This is a genomic window from Stenotrophomonas sp. GD03680 (assembly GCF_029844625.1).
GTDB classification, from domain to species: Bacteria; Pseudomonadota; Gammaproteobacteria; order Xanthomonadales; family Xanthomonadaceae; genus Stenotrophomonas; species Stenotrophomonas maltophilia_P.
The window spans coordinates 15,713-38,506 of the sequence record NZ_JAOCKC010000015.1 but is presented as its reverse complement, the minus strand read 5'-3'; the positions used below and the strand labels follow the sequence as shown (position 1 = coordinate 38,506).

Annotated in this window: 19 protein-coding genes and 1 riboswitch; of the genes, 6 read left to right on the top strand and 13 right to left on the bottom strand. The window is 66.9% G+C overall.

Annotation, left to right across the window (positions count from 1 at the left end):
* Positions 1–107: 107 nt before the first annotated feature.
* Entirely contained in the window at positions 108–2,624 is a 2,517-nt protein-coding gene (locus N5J29_RS14545; protein WP_164151666.1) for a prolyl oligopeptidase family serine peptidase, read from the bottom strand.
* A gap of 118 nt (positions 2,625–2,742) precedes the next feature.
* Positions 2,743–2,826, top strand: a riboswitch (S-adenosyl-L-homocysteine riboswitch).
* Between the two features lie 36 nt (positions 2,827–2,862).
* On the opposite strand from N5J29_RS14545, the gene ahcY reads away from it, so the two are divergent.
* From ahcY to N5J29_RS14530, 3 genes are all read left to right on the top strand, one after another.
* Complete coding sequence (gene ahcY, locus N5J29_RS14540) at positions 2,863–4,308, top strand: adenosylhomocysteinase (RefSeq protein ID WP_065182797.1); 1,446 nt, start codon at positions 2,863–2,865, stop codon at positions 4,306–4,308.
* 224 nt (positions 4,309–4,532) lie between these two features.
* Positions 4,533–5,006, top strand: a complete 474-nt coding sequence (ybaK, locus tag N5J29_RS14535) for a Cys-tRNA(Pro) deacylase (RefSeq protein ID WP_164151668.1) — start codon at positions 4,533–4,535, stop codon at positions 5,004–5,006.
* Positions 5,006–5,491, top strand: coding sequence for a hypothetical protein (locus tag N5J29_RS14530; RefSeq protein ID WP_164151670.1), 486 nt, complete (start codon positions 5,006–5,008; stop codon positions 5,489–5,491). Before ybaK ends, N5J29_RS14530 begins: the two co-directional genes overlap by 1 nt.
* 26 nt (positions 5,492–5,517) lie before the next feature.
* On the opposite strand, the gene N5J29_RS14525 is transcribed toward N5J29_RS14530, so the two are convergent.
* Complete coding sequence (locus tag N5J29_RS14525; protein ID WP_065175850.1) at positions 5,518–6,075, bottom strand: DUF3228 family protein; 558 nt, start codon at positions 6,073–6,075, stop codon at positions 5,518–5,520.
* A gap of 138 nt (positions 6,076–6,213) precedes the next feature.
* Here N5J29_RS14525 and metF point away from each other — a divergent pair, with 138 nt between their 5' ends.
* Together metF and N5J29_RS14515 are read left to right on the top strand one after the other, a co-directional pair.
* Positions 6,214–7,041, top strand: a complete 828-nt coding sequence (gene metF / locus N5J29_RS14520; protein WP_053516480.1) for a methylenetetrahydrofolate reductase [NAD(P)H] — start codon at positions 6,214–6,216, stop codon at positions 7,039–7,041.
* A 40-nt stretch (positions 7,042–7,081) separates the two neighbouring features.
* Positions 7,082–7,660: a DUF4124 domain-containing protein gene (locus tag N5J29_RS14515; protein WP_164151672.1), complete on the top strand. Its 579-nt coding sequence runs from the start codon at positions 7,082–7,084 to the stop codon at positions 7,658–7,660.
* 70 nt (positions 7,661–7,730) lie between these two features.
* Here the strand turns inward: N5J29_RS14515 and N5J29_RS14510 are convergent, their stop codons facing one another.
* From N5J29_RS14510 to N5J29_RS14500, 3 genes are all read right to left on the bottom strand, one after another.
* Entirely contained in the window at positions 7,731–8,684 is a 954-nt protein-coding gene (locus N5J29_RS14510; protein WP_065182800.1) for a Nudix family hydrolase, read from the bottom strand.
* A 102-nt stretch (positions 8,685–8,786) separates the two neighbouring features.
* Positions 8,787–11,519, bottom strand: coding sequence for a preprotein translocase subunit SecA (gene secA, locus N5J29_RS14505; RefSeq protein WP_053516445.1), 2,733 nt, complete (start codon positions 11,517–11,519; stop codon positions 8,787–8,789).
* A gap of 264 nt (positions 11,520–11,783) precedes the next feature.
* The gene (locus N5J29_RS14500; protein ID WP_053516446.1) at positions 11,784–12,737 is read right to left on the bottom strand and encodes a M23 family metallopeptidase; all 954 of its coding nucleotides are present in this window, start codon (positions 12,735–12,737) and stop codon (positions 11,784–11,786) included.
* A 12-nt stretch (positions 12,738–12,749) separates the two neighbouring features.
* Between N5J29_RS14500 and N5J29_RS14495 the strand changes: the two genes are divergently transcribed.
* Entirely contained in the window at positions 12,750–13,199 is a 450-nt protein-coding gene (locus tag N5J29_RS14495; protein WP_053516447.1) for a DciA family protein, read from the top strand.
* Positions 13,200–13,480: 281 nt separating this feature from the next.
* Here N5J29_RS14495 and lpxC read toward each other — a convergent pair whose 3' ends face one another.
* The 8 genes from lpxC to ftsW form a co-directional block, all read right to left on the bottom strand.
* Positions 13,481–14,392: a UDP-3-O-acyl-N-acetylglucosamine deacetylase gene (gene lpxC, locus N5J29_RS14490; protein WP_065182801.1), complete on the bottom strand. Its 912-nt coding sequence runs from the start codon at positions 14,390–14,392 to the stop codon at positions 13,481–13,483.
* Between the two features lie 188 nt (positions 14,393–14,580).
* Positions 14,581–15,816: a cell division protein FtsZ gene (gene ftsZ / locus N5J29_RS14485; RefSeq protein ID WP_053516450.1), complete on the bottom strand. Its 1,236-nt coding sequence runs from the start codon at positions 15,814–15,816 to the stop codon at positions 14,581–14,583.
* Between the two features lie 161 nt (positions 15,817–15,977).
* A complete protein-coding gene (ftsA, locus tag N5J29_RS14480; protein WP_005408083.1) occupies positions 15,978–17,213 on the bottom strand; it encodes a cell division protein FtsA in 1,236 nt (411 codons plus the stop codon).
* Positions 17,210–17,959: a cell division protein FtsQ/DivIB gene (locus N5J29_RS14475; protein WP_053516451.1), complete on the bottom strand. Its 750-nt coding sequence runs from the start codon at positions 17,957–17,959 to the stop codon at positions 17,210–17,212. The genes ftsA and N5J29_RS14475 overlap by 4 nt, the downstream gene beginning before the upstream one ends.
* Positions 17,956–18,918: a D-alanine--D-alanine ligase gene (locus tag N5J29_RS14470; RefSeq protein WP_164151674.1), complete on the bottom strand. Its 963-nt coding sequence runs from the start codon at positions 18,916–18,918 to the stop codon at positions 17,956–17,958. Before N5J29_RS14470 ends, N5J29_RS14475 begins: the two co-directional genes overlap by 4 nt.
* Positions 18,915–20,351, bottom strand: a complete 1,437-nt coding sequence (murC, locus tag N5J29_RS14465) for a UDP-N-acetylmuramate--L-alanine ligase (protein ID WP_053516454.1) — start codon at positions 20,349–20,351, stop codon at positions 18,915–18,917. Before murC ends, N5J29_RS14470 begins: the two co-directional genes overlap by 4 nt.
* A gap of 40 nt (positions 20,352–20,391) precedes the next feature.
* Complete coding sequence (gene murG, locus N5J29_RS14460; RefSeq protein ID WP_065175811.1) at positions 20,392–21,480, bottom strand: undecaprenyldiphospho-muramoylpentapeptide beta-N-acetylglucosaminyltransferase; 1,089 nt, start codon at positions 21,478–21,480, stop codon at positions 20,392–20,394.
* A complete protein-coding gene (ftsW, locus tag N5J29_RS14455; RefSeq protein WP_065175812.1) occupies positions 21,477–22,793 on the bottom strand; it encodes a putative lipid II flippase FtsW in 1,317 nt (438 codons plus the stop codon). Before ftsW ends, murG begins: the two co-directional genes overlap by 4 nt.
* Position 22,794 lies beyond the last annotated feature (1 nt).

Genomic DNA, 22,794 nt, shown 5'->3' with positions numbered 1-22,794 from the left:
TGCTGCGATGCAGAAATGGTTTCATCTGCATGCAACGCCAGCGCTGCCGATGTGGAATGCAACCGCGTCGGGGCGGCCCCCTCGCAGGGGCCGCCGGCATGCACGTGTCAGCGCTTCTTCTTCGCCTTGCCCGAGGCTGCCGGGCCGATGGTCTGCTCCAGCCAGCGCTCGCTCTCGGCCAGCATGGTCATGATCGATTCGCGTGCACGATAGGCGTGCGATTCGTTCGGCAGCATCACCAGGCGCGCCGTCCCTCCGAGTCCCTTCACCGCAGCGAACATGCGCTCGCTCTGCATCGGGAAGGTGCCGGAATTGTTGTCATCCACGCCGTGAATGAACAGGATCGGATCCTTGATCCGGTCCGCATAGTTGAACGGCGCCATCTTCTGATACACGTCCTGCGCCTGCCAGTAGTTGCGCTCTTCGGCCTGGAAGCCGAACGGCGTCAGCGTACGGTTGTAGGCACCACTGCGGGCGATGCCGGCCTTGAACAGGCGCGTATGCGCAAGCAGGTTCGCGGTCATGAACGCACCGTAGGAATGGCCACCGATGGCGATATGGTCGCGGTCGGTCACGCCACGGCGCACCACTTCGTCCACCGCAGCCTGGGCATTGGCCACCAGCTGTTCGATATAGGTGTCGTTGGGTTCCTTGTCGCCCTCGCCGATGATCGGCATCGAAGGACTTGCCAGCACCACATAGCCCTTGGCCAGGAAGGCCTGCGGGCCCCAGTAGCTGATCGCGTTGAAACGGTACGGCGAATCGGTGACCTGGCTGGCGGCCGCGGCGCTCTTGAACTCGCCCGGGTAGGCCCACATCAGCAGCGGGCGCGGGCCGTCGCGCGTGGGATCGTAGCCCGGCGGCAGCAGCAGCGTGGCCGTGAGGTCCACGCCGTCGGCACGCTTGTAGCGGATCTGCTCCTTCTGCACGCCCTTGAGCTGCGGCAGCGGATGCGGGAAGTGGGTCAGCGCGCGCGGTGCCGCGCCGGCATCGGTGAGCGACTGCACATGGAAGTTGGTCGGCTCGTCCGGGCTTTCACGGCTCAGCAGCAGCGAGCTGCCCTGGTTGTCCAGCAATGCCACCGGCACCGAATAGTTCGGCGCCTGCGAGTGGAACAGGCGGGTGGCCTTTCCGCTGGCGATGTCGAAGCGGTCCACGAACGGACGGTCACCTTCCGGCGAAGCACCGGCACCGACCAGATACAGGCTGCCACCATCGGGGCTGGTCTGCAGCAGCGAGCGGCCGCGATCGTCGCTGGACAGCTGGGGCCGGCCCGGATCGGAATAGCGGTCCTGCGCATCACGATCCCACAGCAGGCGCGGCTCGGCACCGGCGTTGTCCGGGGCAATCAACCAGGTCTTGGTCCTGCGGGTCTTCCACCACGACTCGGTGAGCAGGGCCAGGTCGCCGCGGCCCCAGCTGATGCCGGCCAGACGGCTGCCGAGCTGGGCCAGCGTCACCGGCGGCCTGTCGAACGGGGCGGCCTGCATCAGCACCGCGTCGCGCACCTTGGCGTCGCGGTTCGGATCACCACCGTCCTGGGCCTCGGCCCAGACCAGCGTGGCATCGGCATCGCCGCGCCAGATGATGTCGCGTACGCCGGTCACTTCGGCGTCGTTGCCGGTCGGCAGGCCTTCCACCAGCGGGCGCACGGCCACGATGTGCACCAGTTGGCCGCTGGCACGGTCGATCACTTCAATGCGGCGCGGGAAGCTGCTGACCGGCACCACATAGGAGTAAGGCCGCTGCACCGGCTGGCGCAGCACGAAGCGGCCATCCGGCGATACCGAGAAGCCCATGAAGATGCCCGCCGCGCCGATCGCGCGGGTGCGGCCATCCAGGCTGACTTCCATCGGCTGGGTGGTGGCGTAGTAGTCGAACTGGCGCGCGTCGGCCTCGTTCTTCAGCAGGTCCTGATAGGTACGGATCGACACCACGCCGCCGCCCTGGCTGGTCTGCTGCACGGCGGGGCCGGTGGGAATGCCGTCGGCGGCCGGGGCGGCGCCGAGGTTGGCCGGGCGGGTGAACACCACCAGACCACGGCTGTCCGGCAGCCACTGGTAGCCGCTGCCGATCACCGTGTTCAGGCCGGCGACCAGGCGACGGGCGCTGCCGGCGGCCACATCCACCAGCCACAGTTCATTGGCGCCATTGGCGGCGTCGACCTGATTGAAGGCCAGCCACTTCTGGTCCGGCGACCATGCCAGGCTGGCAATCGACAGCGTGCCCGGCAGGCCGCTGATCTGCCGCTCCCTGCCGTCGGCCACGCTCATCAGCCACAGCTTCTCGCCGAAGCTGAAACGGCTGTCGGAGAACGTGCGCGGGTTGATGCGCAGGCCTGCCAGCTTCAGTTCCGGCTGGGCCACCACCTGGATCGACGGCAGCGACGGCATCTGCATCAGCGCGGCCACATCGCGGCGCGGCGACAGGTACAGCGAGGGCGCACGCGGGGCGTCGACCACCGCCTGCAGCTCGGCCGAGGGCAGCTCGTAGCCGTTTGCCCCCTGGGCCTGGGCCGCCGCAGGCTGCGGCGCTGCCGCCCAGGCCAGCGGGGCCACCGCCAACAGGGCCATGGACAGGACCAGGCCGGTCAAGCGCCGGTTGCGGCGTACATGCATGCTCATCGTTCCACCTGAGGGTGCGTTAAAACCCGACCTTAACAGTCCGTGCACAGGCGCCCATCTGCCGATGGTTGGGTCACGCCGATGAAACACCGGGCGCGCGATATAATGGCCGTTCTCCCCTCCCGAGGGGCGCTGCGACCGGACCCCCATGAGGCCGGCCAGGCTCGGTGAGGTGGCTCTGTAACAACGGCGCCCGGCTAGATGCGAGCACCCGCTCGCCCACAACCGGAGCTACTGCATGAACGCTGTTGCCAAGACCTTCTCCACCGAAGGCGATTACAAGATCCGCGACATCACCCTGGCCGACTGGGGCCGCAAGGAACTGGACATCGCCGAGCATGAAATGCCGGGCCTGATGTCGATCCGCCGCAAGTACCAGGCCGAGCTGCCGCTGAAGGGCGTGCGTGTGACCGGCTCGCTGCACATGACCATCCAGACCGCGGTGCTTATCGAAACGCTGAAAGACATCGGCGCCGACGTGCGCTGGGCCTCGTGCAACATCTTCTCGACCCAGGACCATGCGGCTGCGGCCATCGCCGCCACCGGCACCCCGGTGTTCGCCTGGAAGGGCGAGACCCTGGAAGAGTACTGGGACTGCACCCTGGACGCGCTCACCTTCACCCTGGCCGACGGCACCCTGACCGGTCCGGAGCTGGTGGTCGATGACGGTGGCGACGTCACCCTGCTGATCCACAAGGGCTACGAGCTGGAAAACGGCAGTGACTGGGTCAACACCGCCTCCTCCTCGCACGAGGAACAGGTCATCAAGAACCTGCTCAAGCGCGTGGCCAAGGAGCGCCCGGGTTACTGGGGCCGCGTGGTCAAGGACTGGAAGGGCGTCTCCGAAGAGACCACCACCGGCGTGCACCGCCTGTACCAGCTGGCCCAGGCCGGCACCCTGCTGATTCCGGCGATCAACGTCAACGATTCGGTCACCAAGAGCAAGTTCGACAACCTGTACGGCTGCCGCGAGTCGCTGGCCGATGGCCTGAAGCGTGCCATGGACGTGATGCTGGCCGGCAAGCTGGCCGTGGTCTGCGGTTACGGTGACGTCGGCAAGGGCTGCGCCGCCTCGCTGCGTGCCTACGGCGCACGCGTGGTCGTGACCGAAATCGATCCGATCTGCGCCCTGCAGGCAGCGATGGAAGGCTATGAAGTCAACACCATCGAATCGACCCTGGGCCGTGCCGACCTGTACGTCACCACCACCGGCAACAAGGACATCATCCGCATCGAGCACCTGAGCGCGATGAAGGACCAGGCCATCGTCTGCAACATCGGCCACTTCGACAACGAGATCCAGGTCGATGCGCTGGTGTCCTACCCGGGCATCAAGCACGTCAACATCAAGCCGCAGGTCGACAAGTACGTCTTCCCGAACGGCAATGCGATCTTCCTGCTGGCCGAGGGCCGCCTGGTGAACCTGGGCTGTGCCACCGGCCACCCGAGCTTCGTGATGTCCAACAGCTTCGCCAACCAGACCCTGGCACAGATCGACCTGTGGGCGAACAAGGACAGCTACGAGAAGAAGGTCTACCTGCTGCCGAAGAAGCTGGACGAGGAAGTGGCACGCCTGCACCTGGAGAAGATCGGCGTGAAGCTGACCACCCTGACCCAGGAACAGGCCGACTACATCGGCGTGCCGGTGGAAGGCCCGTTCAAGCCGGACCACTACCGCTACTGATGCCGCGCCCGGGGTAACGGAAGCAGAAAGAACGGGCGCCTTCGGGCGCCCGTTCTGCATTCGGCACGCCGGTAGCGCCGGGCCATGCCCGGCGGGTACAGGGCGCCTGCTCATCGACACGCAGGCAATACGATCTCCACGCCACCGGGCATGGTCCGGCGCTACCAGATCATGGCAACAGCCTCGGTCAAGGCAGCCGCGTCGCCCCACGCTACGATGCGCCCATGACTCCGGCCATCACCCTGCTCAAGCGCGAGAAGATCGCCCACACCGTACGCAGCTACGTGCACGATGCCCACGCCGAATCGTATGGTGGCGAGGCCGTCGACAAGCTGGGCCTCAACCCGGCACAGGTATTCAAGACCCTGCTGGCCAGCACCGAAACCCACGAGCTGCTGGTGGCGATCGTGCCGGTGGCCGGCCAGTTGGACCTGAAGGCGTTGGCGGAAGCAGCCGGCTGCCGGAAGTGTGAGATGGCCGCTGCCGACGCCGCCCAGCGCGCCACCGGCTACGTGGTCGGTGGCATCAGCCCGCTCGGGCAGAAGAAGCGCCTGCGCACGTTCCTGGATGCCAGTGCGCAGGTATTGCCCAGCCTGCATGTCAGCGCCGGGCGTCGTGGACTGGAAGTGGAACTGGCGCCGGCCGACCTGCTGCGCCTTACGGCCGGCCATTACGCCGCCATCGGCAAGGCCCACTGATGCGCTGGCCGTGGTCCGCAGCGCCGATACCCCGGCTCGACGATGCACAGGCCGACGTGCTGCTGCAGGATCTGCTGTCGCGCGACGCCAGCCGCATCACCGACGCCGCGCGCACGGTTGCGCGGTTGTTCACCCCCTCCTCGCTGGAGGCCCTGGCATCGCACGCCGACCTGATCGAGCGACGCTGCGAGCCCATCGAACTCGGCGGCATGCTGGTCAGCAACCAGGCGCACCTGAAGGCGGCGCTGCGACGATTGCGCCACTGGCAGGCGCGCGAGGGTTGCCTGTGCGCGCTCAACCCCACCTACCCGTTCTTCGATCCCCGGCGCCTGCTCGAACAGGGCCACATGCAGCTGCTCTCGTTGCAGGAGGCCGAAGATGGTTGGGGCGATTGCCACACGGTCGCCTGTGCACACTGCGGCCAGCACTGGCAGGCAATCGACCGCGAATACCATTACCCGTGGTGGGAATGGCTTTCCGGCTGAGCGCGGCCGGACGCACGTGACCGGGCTTACGGCCGCCAGTTGGCGTTGTTCTCCCAGAACGCCACCGAACGCTGGTAGGCCTCACGGTCCAGCGGCACGCCGGACCCCCCCTCCTCCACACCGAGCGCATTGCGCATCATCGTGATCGGCGCCATCGGCACCTCCTCCGGTTCGGCAGTGTAGATGCAGCCGACGATGCCCCAGTCCGCATCGATCGGTGAGCCCTCTTTGGCCAGCTGCTCGGCGCTGTACAGGATCACCACCAGGTAGTTCGCACGCGGCGATTCGACGCCTTCGAACCAACGCACCAGCACCGGCAGCTCATCGCGGTTGCGCGCTTCGTAGCCGCTGCGCAGCAGGTGGCGGTTGGCATCGGTGACCGGCACGGTCAGGCAGCGCGTGCTGGTCCAGTTCTCGTAGACGAACAGCTTGCAGAACGGCGCGTAGCCGTCGAGCACCTTCAGCGGTGCGTGTGCGTTGAGATACGCCTCGAACTGCTCGGCAGTGCAGTCCTGGATGGTGTTGCCGCGCGGCACGCGCGGGAACAGGCGGGGACGGGCGAAATCGGTAAGGACGATGGACATGGTGTGCGGCGTGATCAGGAATTCAGTGGCACAGGGTACCCGCCCTTCCCCCTTCGCGGCAGGCGCTTCACACATTCATTGCACATCCATCTTGATGAAGCGATATACTGGTTCGCACCCGCCGCCATCGCCCGTGCCATGACCGCCATCAGCTTCGAGTTCTATCCGCCCAAGACCGACGAACAGCGCAGCCAGCTCGACCGTGCCGCGGCGAAGCTGAAGGACTACGCGCCCGAGTACGTGTCCTGTACGTTCGGCGCCGGTGGCTCGACCCTGAGCTACACCTCCGAGACCGTGCGCCATCTCAACCAGCACCACGGCTTCGAGGCGGCGCCTCATCTCTCCTGTGTCGGCGGCACCCGCCAGGAAATCCGCGAGCTGCTCAAGCTGTACCGCGCGATCGGCTGCCGCCGGCTGGTCGCACTGCGCGGTGACCTGCCCTCGGGCATGGGCTTTCCTGGCGACCTGCGCTACGCCGCCGAACTGATCGCCTTCATCCGTGCCGAACATGGCAATGCCTTCCGCATCGAGGTCGGTGCCTACCCCGAAACACATCCGCAGGCCTCCGATGCCCTGGCCGACCTGAAGCACTTCAAGGCCAAGATCGATGCCGGCGCCGACGCGGCGATCACCCAGTACTTCTTCAACCCCGACGCCTACTTCCACTTCGTGGATGAAGTGCGCCGGCTTGGCGTGGACGTGCCGATCACGCCCGGCATCATGCCGATCGCCAACTTCAGCCAGCTGCGCCGCTTCTCCGAGCAATGCGGTGCCGAGATCCCGCGCTGGATCGGCCGCAAGATGCAGGCCTACGGCGATGACGCGGCATCGGTGCGTGCATTCGGCGCCGAAGTGGTGGCCAAGCTGTGCCAGCGCCTGATCGAAGGCGGCGCGCCGGGCCTGCACTTCTACACACTGAACCTGGCCAAGCCGACAACGGCCGTGTTGAAACTGCTGCAGGGCTGAAAGCACGCTGCACGCGTGCATTCGGCGCTACCCTGCGTCGATGAGATCCATTTCACTCCTGCTGCTGCCGCTGCTGCTGTCCGCTGCGCCCAGCGTTGCCCACGGCCAGGCCTCGCGCCTGAACCGCTGCACCGATGCACAAGGCCAGAGCGTCTACACCGACCGGCCCTGCGACAGCATCGGCGCGCGATCACGGCTGCCACCTCCCGCTCCTGCCGGCAACCACCTGCCGCAGGACTCGCTGGGGGCGCGCTGCCCGCGCCGCCTGAGCGAGCTGGTACAGGCCCTGCGCACCGGCATTACCGGCAACGACGTGAACCGCTTGTCCTCACTCTATCTCTGGGGGGCGGTGTCCGACGCGGGCGCGCAGCGCATCCTCGGCCAGCTGGAGTCGCTGGCGCGGCGGCCACTGGTGGACGTCGTGCCGGTCTATCCGCAGCAGGCACAGGCCGTTCTCCAGGACGAGGATCCTGCACTGGCCGGATCCGCGACCGAGCCCTCCGCATCGCGCCATCCCGTAGGCCTGCGGCTTGAGCAGACGCTGCCTGGCAGCGCCACCCGCGCCGCGACGGTGCTGGGACTGCGACGTCAGTACGGCTGTTTCTGGATCACATTGTGATCGCTAGGGGTCCGATCCCGGCAATGGGGTCAGAGCCCGGCTGCGCGGGGATCTGACCCGCGAGCGTGCTCTACTCCGGCCACAGGCTGCGGATGGCGGCGATGCCCTGCCCACCATGGCGGCGCGCCTCAGCGACCTGGCCGCGTGCCATCCCACCCAGCGCGTAGATGGGCAGCGATACCTGTGCACGCAGGGCGGCAAACGCATCCCAGCCCAGCGGCGTTGCCTCGGGATGGCTGGCGGTCGCCTGCACCGGCCCAAGCACGGCGAAGTCGCATCCCAGCCGTTGTGCGGCCTGCAGCTGCTCAAGATCGTGGCAGGAGGCTCCCACCAGCTGCCCATCCGGCAACGGTCGCGCCTGCAGGGACAACAGCTGTTCGCTGCCCAGATGCACGCCGACACCCAGCGAGCGCGCCAGTTCGATATCGCGGTTCAGCAGCCACTGCACCCCGCGCCGGTGCGCGCGCAGCGCCTGCTCGATCAGGGCCTGACGGCGAGGATGCTGCAGCGGCAGGCGCAGCTGGATGCGCTGCTGGCCGCCACTGACCGCGCGCTGCAGCCGTTCCTGCCACTGCCGTTGACCGGCATCGTCCTCACCCGGTGCAGGGGTGACCAGGTAGCAGTCGGGCTCGCGCAGTGCCGCCACCACCGGCAGGTCGGCCGGCGGCATCGAGTAGCGTCCGAGCTTGTCCTGCGCGACCCAGGTGATGGCCTGGCCTTCGCGACCGCGCGGCGTGCCCTTCCAGCTGCGGACGTGCCGCACTTCCAGCGTCAGGTGCTTGTCCGGGTACCGCTGTGGCACGTCCATGATCCAGTCGCCGACCTCGGCTTCGATGCCCAGTTCCTCGCGCAGTTCACGCACCAGGGCCTGCGCGGAGGTTTCGCCCGCTTCGCGCTTGCCGCCGGGGAACTCCCACAGGCCGGCCATGTCGCGGTTCTCGGTACGACGGTTGAGCAGCACGCGGCCACGGGCGTCGGTGATGACGGCCGCCACGACATGGATCGATCGGGTGGGGGAAGGCATGCAGGGAGCATGCCTACAACAGGGGGACCGGCGCAATCGCGGATCGCGTACTTTCCTGCCCCAGAACGGGAGAGCCCCGCTTTCGCGGGGCTCTCTGGCCGGTCAGCTCAGCTGGCCGTGGCAGTGCTTGTACTTCTTGCCACTGCCGCACGGGCACGGATCGTTGCGGCCGATCTTGGCTTCTTCGCGCTGCACCTGGGCCACGCCCTGCTGCGCGGCCTGCACCTGCGCCGCTTCCTCGTCGGCGCTGTAGCCGCCGGCGTCCTGGTGCTGGAACTGCGACTGGCGCAGGCGTGCCTCGACCTGCTGGCGCTCGGCCGCTTCCAGTGCCTGCACTTCCTCGTCGCTGCGGATGCGCACGCGGGCGAGCAGGGTCACCACTTCGCGCTTGACGTTCTCCAGCATGTCCGAGAACAGCTCGAAGGCTTCCTTCTTGTACTCCTGCTTCGGCTGCTTCTGCGCGTAACCCCGCAGGTAGATGCCCTGGCGCAGGTAGTCCATGCGTGCCAGGTGCTCCTTCCAGCTCTGGTCCAGCACGGTCAGCATCACATGCTTTTCCAGCGCGCGCATGGTCTCGTCGCCGACGCTGGCTTCCTTCTCGGCGAAGTGCTGGTTGACGCGCTCCTGCACCTTGGCGGCGATGGTTTCGGCGTCCAGTTCCTCGTGCGACTTGACCAGGTCGGTCAGCGACATCTGCAGGCCGAACTCCGACTCCAGGGTCGCTTCCAGGCCACGCAGGTCCCACTGCTCGTCTACCGAGTTCGGCGGCACGAAGCGCGCAACGATGTCGAAGACGACGTCGTCGCGGATGCCATCGACGTTCTCCTTCACCGATTCGGCGTCCAGCAGTTCATCGCGCTGGGCGTAGATGACCTTGCGCTGGTCGTTGTTGACGTCGTCGAAGTCCAGCAGGTTCTTGCGGATGTCGAAGTTGTGGGCCTCGACCTTGCGCTGCGCCTTCTCGATCTGGCGGCTGACCAGGCGGTCTTCGATGACGTCGTCTTCCTTCATGCCCATCATGCGCATGGCCTTCTGCACCCAGTCGGAGGCGAAGATGCGCATCAGGTTGTCTTCCAGCGACAGGTAGAAGCGGGACGAACCCGGGTCGCCCTGGCGGCCCGAACGGCCACGCAGCTGGTTGTCGATACGACGCGATTCATGGCGCTCGGTGCCGACGATGTGCAGGCCGCCTGCCGCCTTCACTGCTTCGTGGCGCTGCTGCCAGTCGGCCTTGATCGCCGCCTTCTGTTCATCGGTGGCATCTTCGCCCAGCGCATGCAGCTCGGCTTCCAGCGAACCACCGAGCACGATGTCGGTACCACGACCGGCCATGTTGGTGGCGATGGTCACCGCGCCGGGACGACCGGCATTGGCGACGATGGTCGCTTCGCGGTCATGCTGCTTGGCGTTGAGCACTTCGTGCTTCACGCCCGCCTTGCGCAGGTGCTCGGACAGCATTTCCGAGGTTTCGATCGAGGTGGTACCGACCAGCACCGGCTGGCCGCGCTTGGCGCATTCCTCGATGTCGGCCAGCACCGCGTTGAACTTGCCCTTGCGGTTGAGGAACACCTGGTCCGGGCTGTCCTTGCGGATGGTCGGGCGGTTGGTCGGGATCACCACCACTTCCAGGCCGTAGATGCTCTGGAACTCGAATGCTTCGGTATCGGCCGTACCGGTCATGCCGGACAGCTTCTTGTACATGCGGAACAGGTTCTGGAAGGTAATGCTGGCCAGCGTCTGGTTCTCACGCTGCACCGGCACGCCTTCCTTCGCCTCCACCGCCTGGTGCAGGCCGTCGGACCAGCGGCGACCGGCCAGGGTACGGCCGGTGAACTCGTCCACGATCACCACTTCACCATCGCGCACGATGTAGTCCACGTCACGCTGGTAGATGGCATGCGCGCGCAGGGCGGCGTTGAGGTGGTGGACCACGGTCAGGTTCTGCGCCGCGTACAGGCCTTCGGTGTCGCCGTTGAGGATGCCGGCCTCGACCAGCAGCTGTTCGGCGTGCTCCATGCCCGCTTCGGACAGGTGCACCTGCTTGCCCTTCTCGTCGACCCAGAAGTCGCCCTCGCCGTCTTCCACTTCCTGCTTGACCAGGTTCGGCACGATGCGGTTGACGCGGATGTACAGCTCCGGGGAATCGTCGGCCGGGCCGGAGATGATCAGCGGGGTGCGTGCTTCGTCGATCAGGATGGAGTCGACTTCGTCGACGATGGCGTAGTGCAGGCCGCGCTGATAGCGATCGGCCTTGGACAGCGCCATGTTGTCGCGCAGGTAGTCGAAACCGAATTCGTTGTTGGTGCCGTAGGTGATGTCGGCGGAATAGGCTTCGCGCTTGTCGCTGTGCGGCATGCCCGGATACACCACGCCCACGCTCAGGCCCAGCCAGTTGTACAGCTTGCCCATCTGCGCGGCATCGCGGCGGGCCAGGTAGTCGTTCACGGTGACCACGTGCACGCCCTTGCCTTCCAGCGCGTTTAGGTACACCGGCAGCGTGGCCACCAGGGTCTTGCCTTCACCGGTACGCATTTCGGCGATCTTGCCCAGGTGCAGGACCATGCCGCCGATCAGCTGCACGTCGTAGTGGCGCATGCCGAGCACGCGGCGACCGGCTTCGCGGCAGACCGCGAATGCTTCCGGCAGGACCTTGTCCAGGGCCTCACCGCCGGCGATGCGCTGCTTGAACTCCGGCGTCTTGGCCTGCAGCTGCTCGTCGGAAAGCTTCTCGATCTCCGGCTCCAGCGCATTGATCTTGGCGACGATGCGGTTGAGCTGGCGCAGCTGTCGTTCGTTACGACTGCCAAATACGCGGGTAAGCAGGCTGTTGATCATTGAAGGAACCGGGTTGGATGGACACGACGCCCGGCCTTCCCTGGGGAATCCGTCCGCCGCAAACGAAACAGGGCGCTTGGCGCCCTGTCGATGGCAACACCCATTGTAGCTTGGGACGGCCGGGAGGGGTTTCAAGCGTCCCGTGCGGCGTGATCGGCCCGGATCCGGCAAACCGGGGTTGAGCAAAGGGGTCGGATCCCTTTCGCCGTGGCGAAAGGATCTGACCCCAAGGAGGGTGGCGCCGGGCCATGCCCGGCGCTGGAATCAGCCGCGGCTGATACGGCCGACCGGCGTGTTGCCGCCGTCGCCGAGGAACTTGCGCGGGTTGACCACGTTGCCGTTTTCCCACACCTCGAAGTGCACGTGGGCGCCGGTGGAGCGACCGGTGGAACCGGCCTTGGCCACTTCCTGGCCGGCACGGACCAGATCGCCGACCTTCACGACCAGGCGCGAATTGTGCGCGTAGCGGGTGACGTAGCCGTTGCCATGGTCGACATCGACGACGTTGCCGTAGCCGCCCTTGACGCCGGAGAAGCTGACCACGCCATCGGCCACGGCCATGACCGGATCGCCGACCCGGGCGTGGAAGTCCATGCCCTTGTGGGTGGCGGCACCGCGGCCGAAGGGGTCGGCACGGGTGCCGAAGCCGGACGTGACATAGCTGTTGCGGATCGGCATGCGCGAAGGCACGGCGTTCTGCTGCAGCTGGTGATCGAACATCAGCGATTCCATCACCGACAGCTGGCGGCCTGAAGCAGCGAAACGCTGCTCCAGCACCTGTAAGTCGGCGTTGACATCCTTGACCGGGATGTCCGAGGTCGGGCCGCCGGCATCGCCGTCACCCAGGCCGGGAGTTTCGTTGAAGTCAAACTCGCCATCTTCCAGCTTGCCCATCTGGGTCAGCCGTTCGCCCAGGGCGTTGAGGCGGGTGGCCTGCGCCTGCAGCTCGCCGAGGCGGGCCGCCAGCGCGTTGACCTGGGTCTGCGCATCGCGCTGGACCTTGGCCAGTTCAGCCTCCTGGCGGTCGACCTTGGCCTGCAGCCGCGAATCGTTGAACGCGTTGGCGCCGATTCCGCCTGCAAAGCCGATAATGCAGCCTACCCCGAGCACGCTGCCCAGCAGGGCACGGGGGCGGTCCTCGAAATAGAACCGCAAACGCGTGAGCGCCGATTTGGCCTGACCTTCACGCGTTTTGATTACGATCTTTTTGAATGCCATCAGTGAGTTTTCATGTCTGAGCCGAAATCCAGCGTTCGCCCCGCTTCCGTGCCGAAACCGGCACTGGATGCGGTAATGGCGGACAAAAGCGGGAACCCGCTGCGGCGTGCCTTGTGGCTCGACGCGCTGGACCGTCAGTTGCGCCCCCAGTTGCCGCCACCTCTGCGCAGCCGTTGCCGGCTGGCCAATGTGGACGGGGAACACCTCGTTTTTCTCGTCGAGTCCCCGGTCTGGCATGCCAAGTTCCGGCTTGCCGAGGCCCAGCTTCTCGACGCGGCCCGGTCCATCGGGCTGAAGGCCACCAGGGTGACCATCAAGACTGCGTCCACCACTCCCTCACGCTCCCCAGCGATCGACAACCGGAATGGCCCCCACGCAGTTTCAGCCGCCACGCACAAAGGGCTACGCGACGCCTTGGCAGCCCTGCAGGATGTTCCTTCGAAGCCGAAGAAGCGGTCCTGAGGACAACGGAGCCTCCTGCTCCGCTCCCCGTCGCGCGTGTCACCGCAGCGTGAAACATTTCGGGGGCCGGGTCGCATCCTAGCGGTCCCCGGTGGACCTGTCGTTAGATTGTTGTTAAAACAACGTTAAATTCAGGCTTCCGATCCAACAGGTTCACGAAACCGTGACGACAGACCGACAGTCGCGTCACCTGCTGCGTCGTATCCATCGCAGCCTCCAGAAATGCGGACGCCGCCCTGAGAGGCGGCGTTTTTTCCTTTCAATTCAAAACGTTATGTGGATCAGGCGTAGGCCGGGGTGGCGTACTCGACCGGATCCGGTAGCGCCGGCGAGTCATAGCTGACCCACTCCCACGCGCTGGCATCGGCCATCAGCGCGCGCACCAGCTTGTTGTTGAGCGCGTGACCGGACTTGAAGCCCTCGTAGGCGCCCAGCACCTGGCCACCGGCGAGGTAGAGGTCGCCGATCGCATCAAGGATCTTGTGGCGCACGAATTCGTCGGCGTAGCGCAGCCCGTCTTCGTTGAGCACGCGGAACTCGTCAAGCACGATGGCGTTGTCCATCGACCCGCCCAGGCCCAGATTGCGTTCACGCATGTACTCCAGGTCGCGCATGAAGCCGAAGGTGCGCGCGCGGGAGATTTCCTTGGTGTACGCCAGCGTGGAGAATTCGATTTCCTGGCGTGACTGCTTGGCCGGGATCATCGGGTGGTCGAACTGGATGGTGAAGCCCAGCTTGTACCCCTCGTAGGGCGTGAAGCGGGCCACCTTGTCACCCTCGGTCACTTCCACGGTCTTGAGCACGCGGATGAAGCGCTTGGGCGCATCCTGTTCCACGATGCCTGCCGACTGCAGCAGGAACACGAACGGGCCGGCCGAACCGTCCATGATCGGCAGCTCGGCCGAGGACAGCTCGACGATGATGTTGTCCACACCCAGGCCGGCCAGAGCCGACATCAGGTGTTCAACGGTCTGGACCTTGGCGTCGTTGCAGGTCAGGCCGGTGCACAGGGTCACTTCGGTGACCAGCTCCGCCTTGGCCGGCACTTCCACCACCGGATCCAGATCCACGCGGCGGAACACGATGCCGTGGTTGACCGGTGCCGGGCGCAGGGTCATGTAGACCTTGTCACCGCTGTGCAGGCCAACGCCGGTAGCGCGGATCGTGTTCTTGAGGGTGCGTTGCTGGATCATGGGGGCAGACCGGAAGTGACACCTTAGATTAACACGCGCACTCCCCTACCCCGGCTGAAACGGCGGCAGGACACACCGGCGCGCGGGTGGGACACGCGTGAAGGGCCGCCGGGCCTATCCTGGCCCGGCGCCCGCACTTCAGGACATGGTGGCGCGACCCGGGGAGGACAAGCCCCGGGCAGCTCCGCTCAGTCCGCCTGGCGGCGCAGGAACGCCGGGATGTCCAGGTAATCATTCGGCAGTTCCGCCGCCGCCGGGGCCGAAGAGGCCGGGGCCGACGCGGTGGAGGCTGCCGCGGTATCGCTGCTGGCACGACGCAGGCCCAGGCCCATGCCGCCCACGGCCTTGGAGACCGCATCGCCACCCGTGTCGAACTCGCCGAACTCCGGCTGGCCGGTGGTGGCATTGCGCACCAGCTTGATCGGCGCACGCTCGCCCGGACGCTGGCTCTTGCTGGCCGACACGCGGTTCAGGCCGGTAGCCACCACCGTCACGCGCACTTCGTCCTGCATGTCCGGATCCAGCACGGTACCGACCACCACGGTGGCATCTTCGGACGCGAAGCCATCGATGGTGCGGCCGATCTCGTCGAACTCGGCCATGGTGAAGTCGGCGCCAGCGGTGATGTTGACCAGGATGCCGTTGGCACCGGCCAGGTTCACATCGTCCAGCAGCGGGTTCTGGATCGCCGCTTCGGCGGCAGCCTGGGCACGGTCATCGCCACGGGCGGTGCCGGTACCCATCATCGCCAGGCCCATTTCGGACATGACGGTGCGCACGTCGGCGAAGTCGACGTTGATCAGGCCCGGACGCACGATCAGGTCAGCAATGCCCTGCACGGCGCCCTGCAGCACGTCATTGGCGGCACGGAACGCCTGGATCATGGTGGCGTTGCGGCCCAGCACGGTGATCAGCTTCTCGTTCGGAATCGTGATCAGCGAGTCGCAGTGCTGGCTCAGTTCCTCGATGCCCTTCAGCGCAACCTGCATGCGGCGACGGCCTTCGAACGGGAACGGCTTGGTGACCACGGCCACGGTCAGGATGCCCATTTCCTTGGCCAGCTGCGCCACCACCGGCGCCGCACCGGTGCCGGTGCCGCCGCCCATGCCGGCGGTGATGAACACCATGTCGGCGCCCTGCAGGGCGTCCATGATGCGCTCACGGTCTTCCAGGGCGGCCTGGCGGCCCACTTCCGGGTTCGCGCCTGCGCCCAGGCCCTTGGTCACGTTGGTGCCCAGCTGCAGCTGCAGCTTCGCACCGCAATTCTTGATGGCCTGCGAGTCGGTGTTGGCGGTGATGAACTCCACGCCGTCCACCGCCGAGTTGACCATGTGCGCCACGGCATTGCCGCCGCCGCCGCCCACGCCAACCACCTTGATCACCGCATTGGGTGCCATCTTTTCGATCAGTTCAAAATGCGCCATGTCCGTGTCCTCGTTGTATCCGCTTTCGATGGCATGGGCATTCGGGCGTCCTGCCGTCCTGCTGCATGCCGCCGTTGCGGCTGTGTGGGTTGTGTGTTGCCGGTGTTGCGTTGTGTTGCGGGTGTTGCATCCGGGCGATGCCCGGCGTTACGGGTTCCGCGTCAGAACTCGCCGCGGAACCAGGTCTTGAGTTTCTTGAACATGCTGCCGGCGCGCCCGGTCGGCAGCGATGGCCGGCGCGGATGCTCGATCTGGCTGCCCATCAGCAGCAGGCCCACGCCGGTGGCGTGCACCGGGTTGCCGACCACTTCGCCCAGGCCGGTGACGTGCTGCGGAATGCCCACGCGCACCGGCATCTGCAGCATCTCTTCAGCCAGCTCGACCACGCCTTCCATCTTCGATGCACCGCCGGTGAGCACCATGCCCGCGCGCACCAGCTCTTCGAAGCCGGAGCGACGCAGTTCGGCCTGCACCATCTCGAAGATTTCCTCGTAGCGGCCCTGCACTGCCTGCGCCAGCGAATGGCGCGGCATGCGCCGCGGCGGGCGATCACCCACCGACGGCACCTGGATGCTCTCCTCGGCAGTGGCCAGCTGGGCCAGGGCGCAGGCGTAGCGCACCTTGATCTGCTCGGCTTCCGGGGTCGGCGTGCGCAGCATGTGCGCGATGTCGTTGGTGACGTGGTCGCCGGCAATCGGCAGCGATGCGGTGTGGCAGATCGCGCCCTGCACGAACACCGCGATGTCGGTGGTGCCTGCGCCCATGTCGACCAGCACCACACCCAGCTCGCGTTCGTCGGCGGTCAGCACCGCCACGCTGGAGGCCAGCGAGGACAGCACCAGATCATCCACCTGCAGGCCGCAGCGCTGCACGCACTTGCTGATGTTGGCGGCGGCGGACTGCGCGCACACCACCAGGTGTGCATGCACTTCCAGGCGCACACCGGTCATGCCCACCGGGTTGCGGATGCCTTCCTGCGAATCATCCAGCACGTACTCGCGCGGGATCGCATGCAGGATCTTCTGGTCGGCCGGAATCGCCACCGCCTTGGCAGCGTCGAGCACGCGGTCCAGGTCGCCCCAGGTCACCTCGCCATCGCGGATCGGCACGATTCCCGGCGAGTTCTTGCACTGCACGTGGTTGCCGGAGATCGAGGCGTAGACCGAACGGATCTCGCAGCCGGCCATCAGCTCGGCCTCTTCGACCGCACGCTGGATCGACTGCACGGTCGATTCGATGTCCACCACCACGCCGCGCTTGAGGCCGCGCGACTCGTGCGATCCGATGCCGATCACTTCGATCGGATTGCCCGGCGAATACTCGCCCACCAGCGCCACCACCTTGGAGGTGCCGATATCCAGGCCGACGATCAGCGATTTGTCACCCTTGCGATTCATGTCCTTTCCTGCGTCCTTCTTGCCGGGGTCGCCGGCGCGTCAGCCGGCGCGGCCGGGGTGCCCCAGCTCAGCGTGAAACCATTGGTGTAGCGGAGATCGGCGCGCTCGATCGGCGCAGCCTGGTTGGCCAGTTGTGGCAGCACGCGCACGAAGCGCTGCAGGCGCGAACGGGCGTCATCGCGTCCTACCACCACTTCGGTGCCGTTGCTCAGCACCAGCGACCAGCTGCCGCGCGCATCCATGGTCAGCCGGCGCACGTCGACGCCGGCAGGCGCGAACAGCGCGCGTGAATCGTTGTACAGCTTGACCACTTCCTCGGTCTGGCTGTCGGGGCCATCCAGCTCGGGCAGCTGCAGGTCGGCCAGCTTCTTCGGCGTGGGGAACAGCTTGCCCTGCTCGGACAGCAGGCGACCCTCGCCCCAGCGGGCGAAAGGCTTGTGCTCGACCAGCGTCACTTCCAGCACGTCAGGCCACTGCTTGCGCACCTGCGCGCTTTCCACCCACGGCAGCTTCTCCAGTGCGTCCTGCGCATCCTGCAGCTTGACCGCGAAGAACCCGGCACGCGCATACGGCAACAGCACCTGCTGCAGCTGCTCGGCCGGCACGCGCTTGAATTCACCGTGCACGCGCAGCTTCGCCAGCGGCCAGCGCTCGGCGCCGACCCAGCCATTGACCACGGCCACCACCGGCAGTGCCACCACCGACAGCGCCAGAAGCCAGACGAAGATGCGCAGCACCGCGTTCATGCGTGGCCAGCCTCCAGGGTCTGTTCAAGCACGCGCCACACCAGCTCCTCGAAGCCGATGCCGGCCTGGCGGGCCGCCTTGGGCACCAGCGAGTGGCTGGTCATGCCCGGCGCGGTGTTCACTTCCAGCAGGAAGAAGCGGCCACTGGCCCGGTCACGCATCACGTCCACGCGCCCCCATCCACGGCAGCCGGCGGCGCGGAACGCGGCCAGCGCGATGCGACGGATCTCGTCCTCGGCCTCGCCGTCCAGGCCCGGGCACAGGTACTGGGTATCTTCTGCGATGTACTTGGCGTTGTAGTCGTACCACTGGCCCTTGGGCACGATGCGGATCGACGGCAGTGCGACGTCGCCAAGGATGGCGACGGTCAGCTCGTCGCCGACCACCATCTGCTCCATCAGCAGCTGGCCGTCGTAGCGCGCGGCCAACGCCACCGCCTCGTCCAGGCCTGCTTCGTCGGTCACACGGCTGATGCCCACGCTCGAGCCTTCGTTGGCCGGCTTGACCACCACCGGCAGGCCCAGCTCGCGCGCCTGTGCGTGGACGGTCTCGGCAGTGACCTTCCGGTACTGCGGGGTGGGTAAACCGACCGAGAGCCACACCTGCTTGGTGCGGATCTTGTCCATGCTCAATGCCGAACCCAGCACGTCCGAGCCGGTGTACGGCACGCCGAAGGCGTCCATCAGGCCCTGCACGATGCCATCCTCTCCGCCACCGTTGTGGCCGTGCAGGATGTTGAACACGCGATCGATGCCGCCGCCCGCCAATGCCCGGGCCAGGGCCGGAATGCCGTCCACGACGAACGCATTGACGCCGCGCGACTGCAGCGCCTCCAGCACGTTGCGGCCGGAGTCCAGCGACACCTCGCGCTCGCTGGAGGTGCCGCCGAGCAGCACGGCGACGCGGCCGAACACGGCCGGGTCGGTACTGCGCAGCGGCGGGAAGGTCAGCGTGCTCACGCCTCGCCCTCCGCCTTGAAGCCTTCCACTGCGATGTGGGTGGCGACGGCGCCGATATCGCCGGCCCCCATCATCAGCAGCAGGTCACCATCCTGCAGCACGTCCGGCAGCACGCTCGCCAGCTCGGCGGCCTTGCCCACCACCACCGGCTCGCTGCGGCCGCGGGCGCGGATGGCGCGTGCCAGCGCATGCGAATCGGCACCTGCGATCGGCTCCTCGCCGGCCGGGTAGACCTCGCTCAGCACCAGCGCGTCGACGCTGGACAGCACTGCAGCGAACTTGTCGAACTGGTCGCGGGTGCGGCTGTAGCGGTGGGGCTGGAACGCGACCACCAGGCGCTTGTCGGCCCAGCCGCCGCGGGCAGCGGCGAACACCGCCTCCAGTTCGCTCGGGTGATGACCGTAATCATCGATGATCCGCACCCTGGCACCGCTGGCGGTGGTGACTTCGCCCAGGTCGTTGAAGCGACGGCCGACGCCGGCGAAGGCCTCCAGCGCACGGGCAATTGCATCCGGTGCCACGCCCAGCTGCCAACCGACCGCAGCGGCGGCCAGCGCGTTGAGCACGTTGTGTCGGCCCGGCAGTGCCAGCACCACTTCCTGGCTGGTGCCCTGCGGCAGGCGCAGGGTGAAGCGCATGCGCGAGCCCTCCTGCACCACGTTCTCGGCGCGCACGTCGGCCTGCGGGCTCATGCCGTAGCTCATGACGTGGCGCGGCGTCCTGGCGGCCAGTGCAGCCACTTCCGGATCGTCGATGCACAGCACCGCCAGCCCGTAGAACGGAAGGCGCTGCAGGAATTCGGCGAATGCGGCCTGCACCCGGGCGAAGTCGTTGCCGTAGTTCTCCAGGTGGTCCGCATCGATGTTGGTGATGATCGACATCAGCGGATTCAGGCGCAGGAAGCTGCCATCGCTCTCATCGGCCTCTGCCACCAGCCACTGCCCACCGCCCAGCTTGGCATTGGCGCCGGCGGCCAGCAGCTGGCCACCGATCACGAAGGTCGGGTCCAGGCCGCCCTCGCTCAGCACCGCTGCCGTCAGGCTGGTGGTGGTGGTCTTGCCATGGGTGCCGGCCACGGCGATGCCACGCCGGAAGCGCATCAGCTCGGCCAGCATCGCCGCACGCGGCATGATCGGAATGCGCTGGCTGCGCGCCTCCATCAGCTCCGGGTTGTCTTCGCGGATCGCGCTGGACACCACCACGCAGTCGGTGCCCAGCACATTGGCCGCCGAATGGCCACGCATGATGCGTGCGCCCAGGCCGGCCAGGCGGCGGGTGGCCGCATTGTCGGCATTGTCCGAACCGGACACTTCATAACCCAGCGTCAGCATCACTTCGGCGATGCCGCTCATGCCGGTGCCGCCGATGCCGACGAAGTGCACGCGCGGGAAGGCGCGCACCAGGTCGTTGGTGTCGTGCAGGCGACGGATCATGCGCGGCCTCGCGCAGGGCAGGCGCGCTGGCATGCCTTCTTCATACAGCTTCCTCGAGAATGATATCGGCGATGCGCTCGGCGGCATCGACCTTGGCCAGGGCACGCGCGGCTTGCGCCATCTGCATGCGGCGGCCGGGATTTTCGGACAGATCGCGCAGCAGTGCGGCAATGCCGTCTGCCAGCGTTCCGTCCTGCTTCAGCAAAACCGCCGCGCCGCGCTCGACCAGATACTCCGCGTTGCGGGTCTGGTGATCGTCGACGGCGGCGGGGAATGGCACCAGCACGCTGCCGACACCGACCGCGCACAACTCGGCCAGGGTCGATGCCCCGGCACGGCACACGACCAGGTCGGCCCACGCGAATGCCTCGGCCATGTCCGCGATGAACGGCGTGATCTGCGCCTGCACGCCCGCCTTGGCATAGGCCTCGACCGCTTCGGCGTGCAGCTTCTCGCCGCTCTGATGGCGCACCTGCACCGGCACTTCGGCACCGAGCGCTGCGATGGCCTGCGGCACGCCGCTGTTGAGTGCGCGCGCACCCTGGCTGCCACCCACCACCAGCACGCGCAACGGACCGTGGCGATCGGCGAAACGCTGTTCCGGCGGCGCGATCGCGGCGATCTCCGCGCGCACTGGATTGCCCACCGCTTCTTCACCCTTGGCGAAGGTGCCCGGGAACCCGGTCAGCAGGCGGCGCGAGTAGCGCGACAGGATGCGGTTGGTCATGCCGGGTGCGCGGTTCTGCTCGTGCACCAGCAGTGGCAGCCCATGCAGGCGGGTGGCCATGCCACCGGGTCCCGAGGCGAATCCGCCGAAGGCAATCACCGCACGCGGCTGGCGACGGCGGATGATCATGCCGGCCGCACGCAACGCGCGCATCAGCCGCCACGGTGCGCCCAGCAGTGCCAGCTTGCCCTTGCCACGCAGGCCGGTGATGGACAGCGTGTCGATCGGAATGTCGTGCTGCGGCACCAACCGGGTTTCCATCGCGCCTTCGGCGCCCATCCAGGTGACCGGCACGCCACGCTCGCGCAGCACGCGGGCCACGGCCAGCCCCGGGAAGATATGCCCGCCGGTACCACCGGCCAGGATCATCACCGGGCGAACGTTGTGGTCGGCAGCGCTCATCCGAGCCTCCCGAAAGTCGGTTCGACGCGGGACTGCAGGCGGCTGGTGCCACGCACGGCAGGGCCCGCGCCGGCAGGCGCGTCCGCGCCCATCGGCAGCGACCCCGCGGACGGGGCGGACGGCTCTTCGGCCGGTGCGGTGGCAGCATCGTCGCCGCCGCCGATGCGCACGGCCTGGCGGCGCTCGGCACGCTTCAGCTCGTAGGACACGCGCAGCAGCAGGCCCATCGCCACGCAGGTCATCAGGACCGACGAACCGCCCGAGGAGATCAGCGGCAGGGTCAGGCCCTTGGTCGGCAGGATGCCCAGGTTCACGCCGATCGAAACGAAGGTCTGCATGCTGATCCACAGGCCGATGCCGAAGGCGATGTAGCCGGAGAAGTGGCGCTTCATTTCCACGCAGCGCATGCCCAGCCAGAAGGTGCGGCCGACCAGCAGCGCGAACAGGGCGATGATGACGCAGGTGCCCATGAAGCCGAATTCCTCGGCGGTCACCGAGAAGATGAAGTCGGTATGTGCTTCGGGCAGGTAGTACAGCTTCTGTACCGAATTGCCGAGGCCGACGCCGGTCCACTCGCCGCGCCCCACCGCCATCAGCGCGTTGGACAGCTGGTAGCCGTCGCCCTGCTGGTCGGCCCACGGGTCCAGGAACGAGGTGATGCGGCGCATGCGGTACGGCTCGATGATCGCCAGCGCGCTCATGCCGACCAGGCCGATGATCACCGGCATCGACATGCGCGGCATGTTGACTCCGCCCAGCACCAGCATGCCGGCCGTGATCGCCAGCAGCAGGGTCGACGAACCGAAGTCGGGCTGCAGCAGCAGCAGCACCACCAGCGCACCGGCCACGCCCAGCGGCTTGAGCATCGCCGGCCAGGTCGCGTTGACCTCGTCGCGGAAGCGCACCAGGTAGCTGGACAGCCAGACGATGTACAGCACCTTCACCGCTTCCACGGTCTGGAACTTGGAGACCCCCAGGTTGATCCAGCGGCGGGCACCATTGACGCTGCTGCCCAGACCGGGAATGAACACCACCAGCAGCAGTGCGAAGCAGCCCAGCAGCAGCACCTGGTTGTACTGCTCGATGGACTTCAGCTCGGTACGCGCGGCAATGGCCGCCAGCACGATGCCGATCGCCAGGAACACCAGGTGGCGGTTGAGGTAGTAGAACGGGCTGCTCATCAACGCGATCGAGCTCGACGCCACCATCACCACGCCCAGCCCGGTGAGCGCGAGCATCGCACCCAGCAGCCACTTGTCGTAGCTGCCTTCGATGGCTTCGAGGCGTGTTGCCTGGCGGGACAGGTCGTTCATC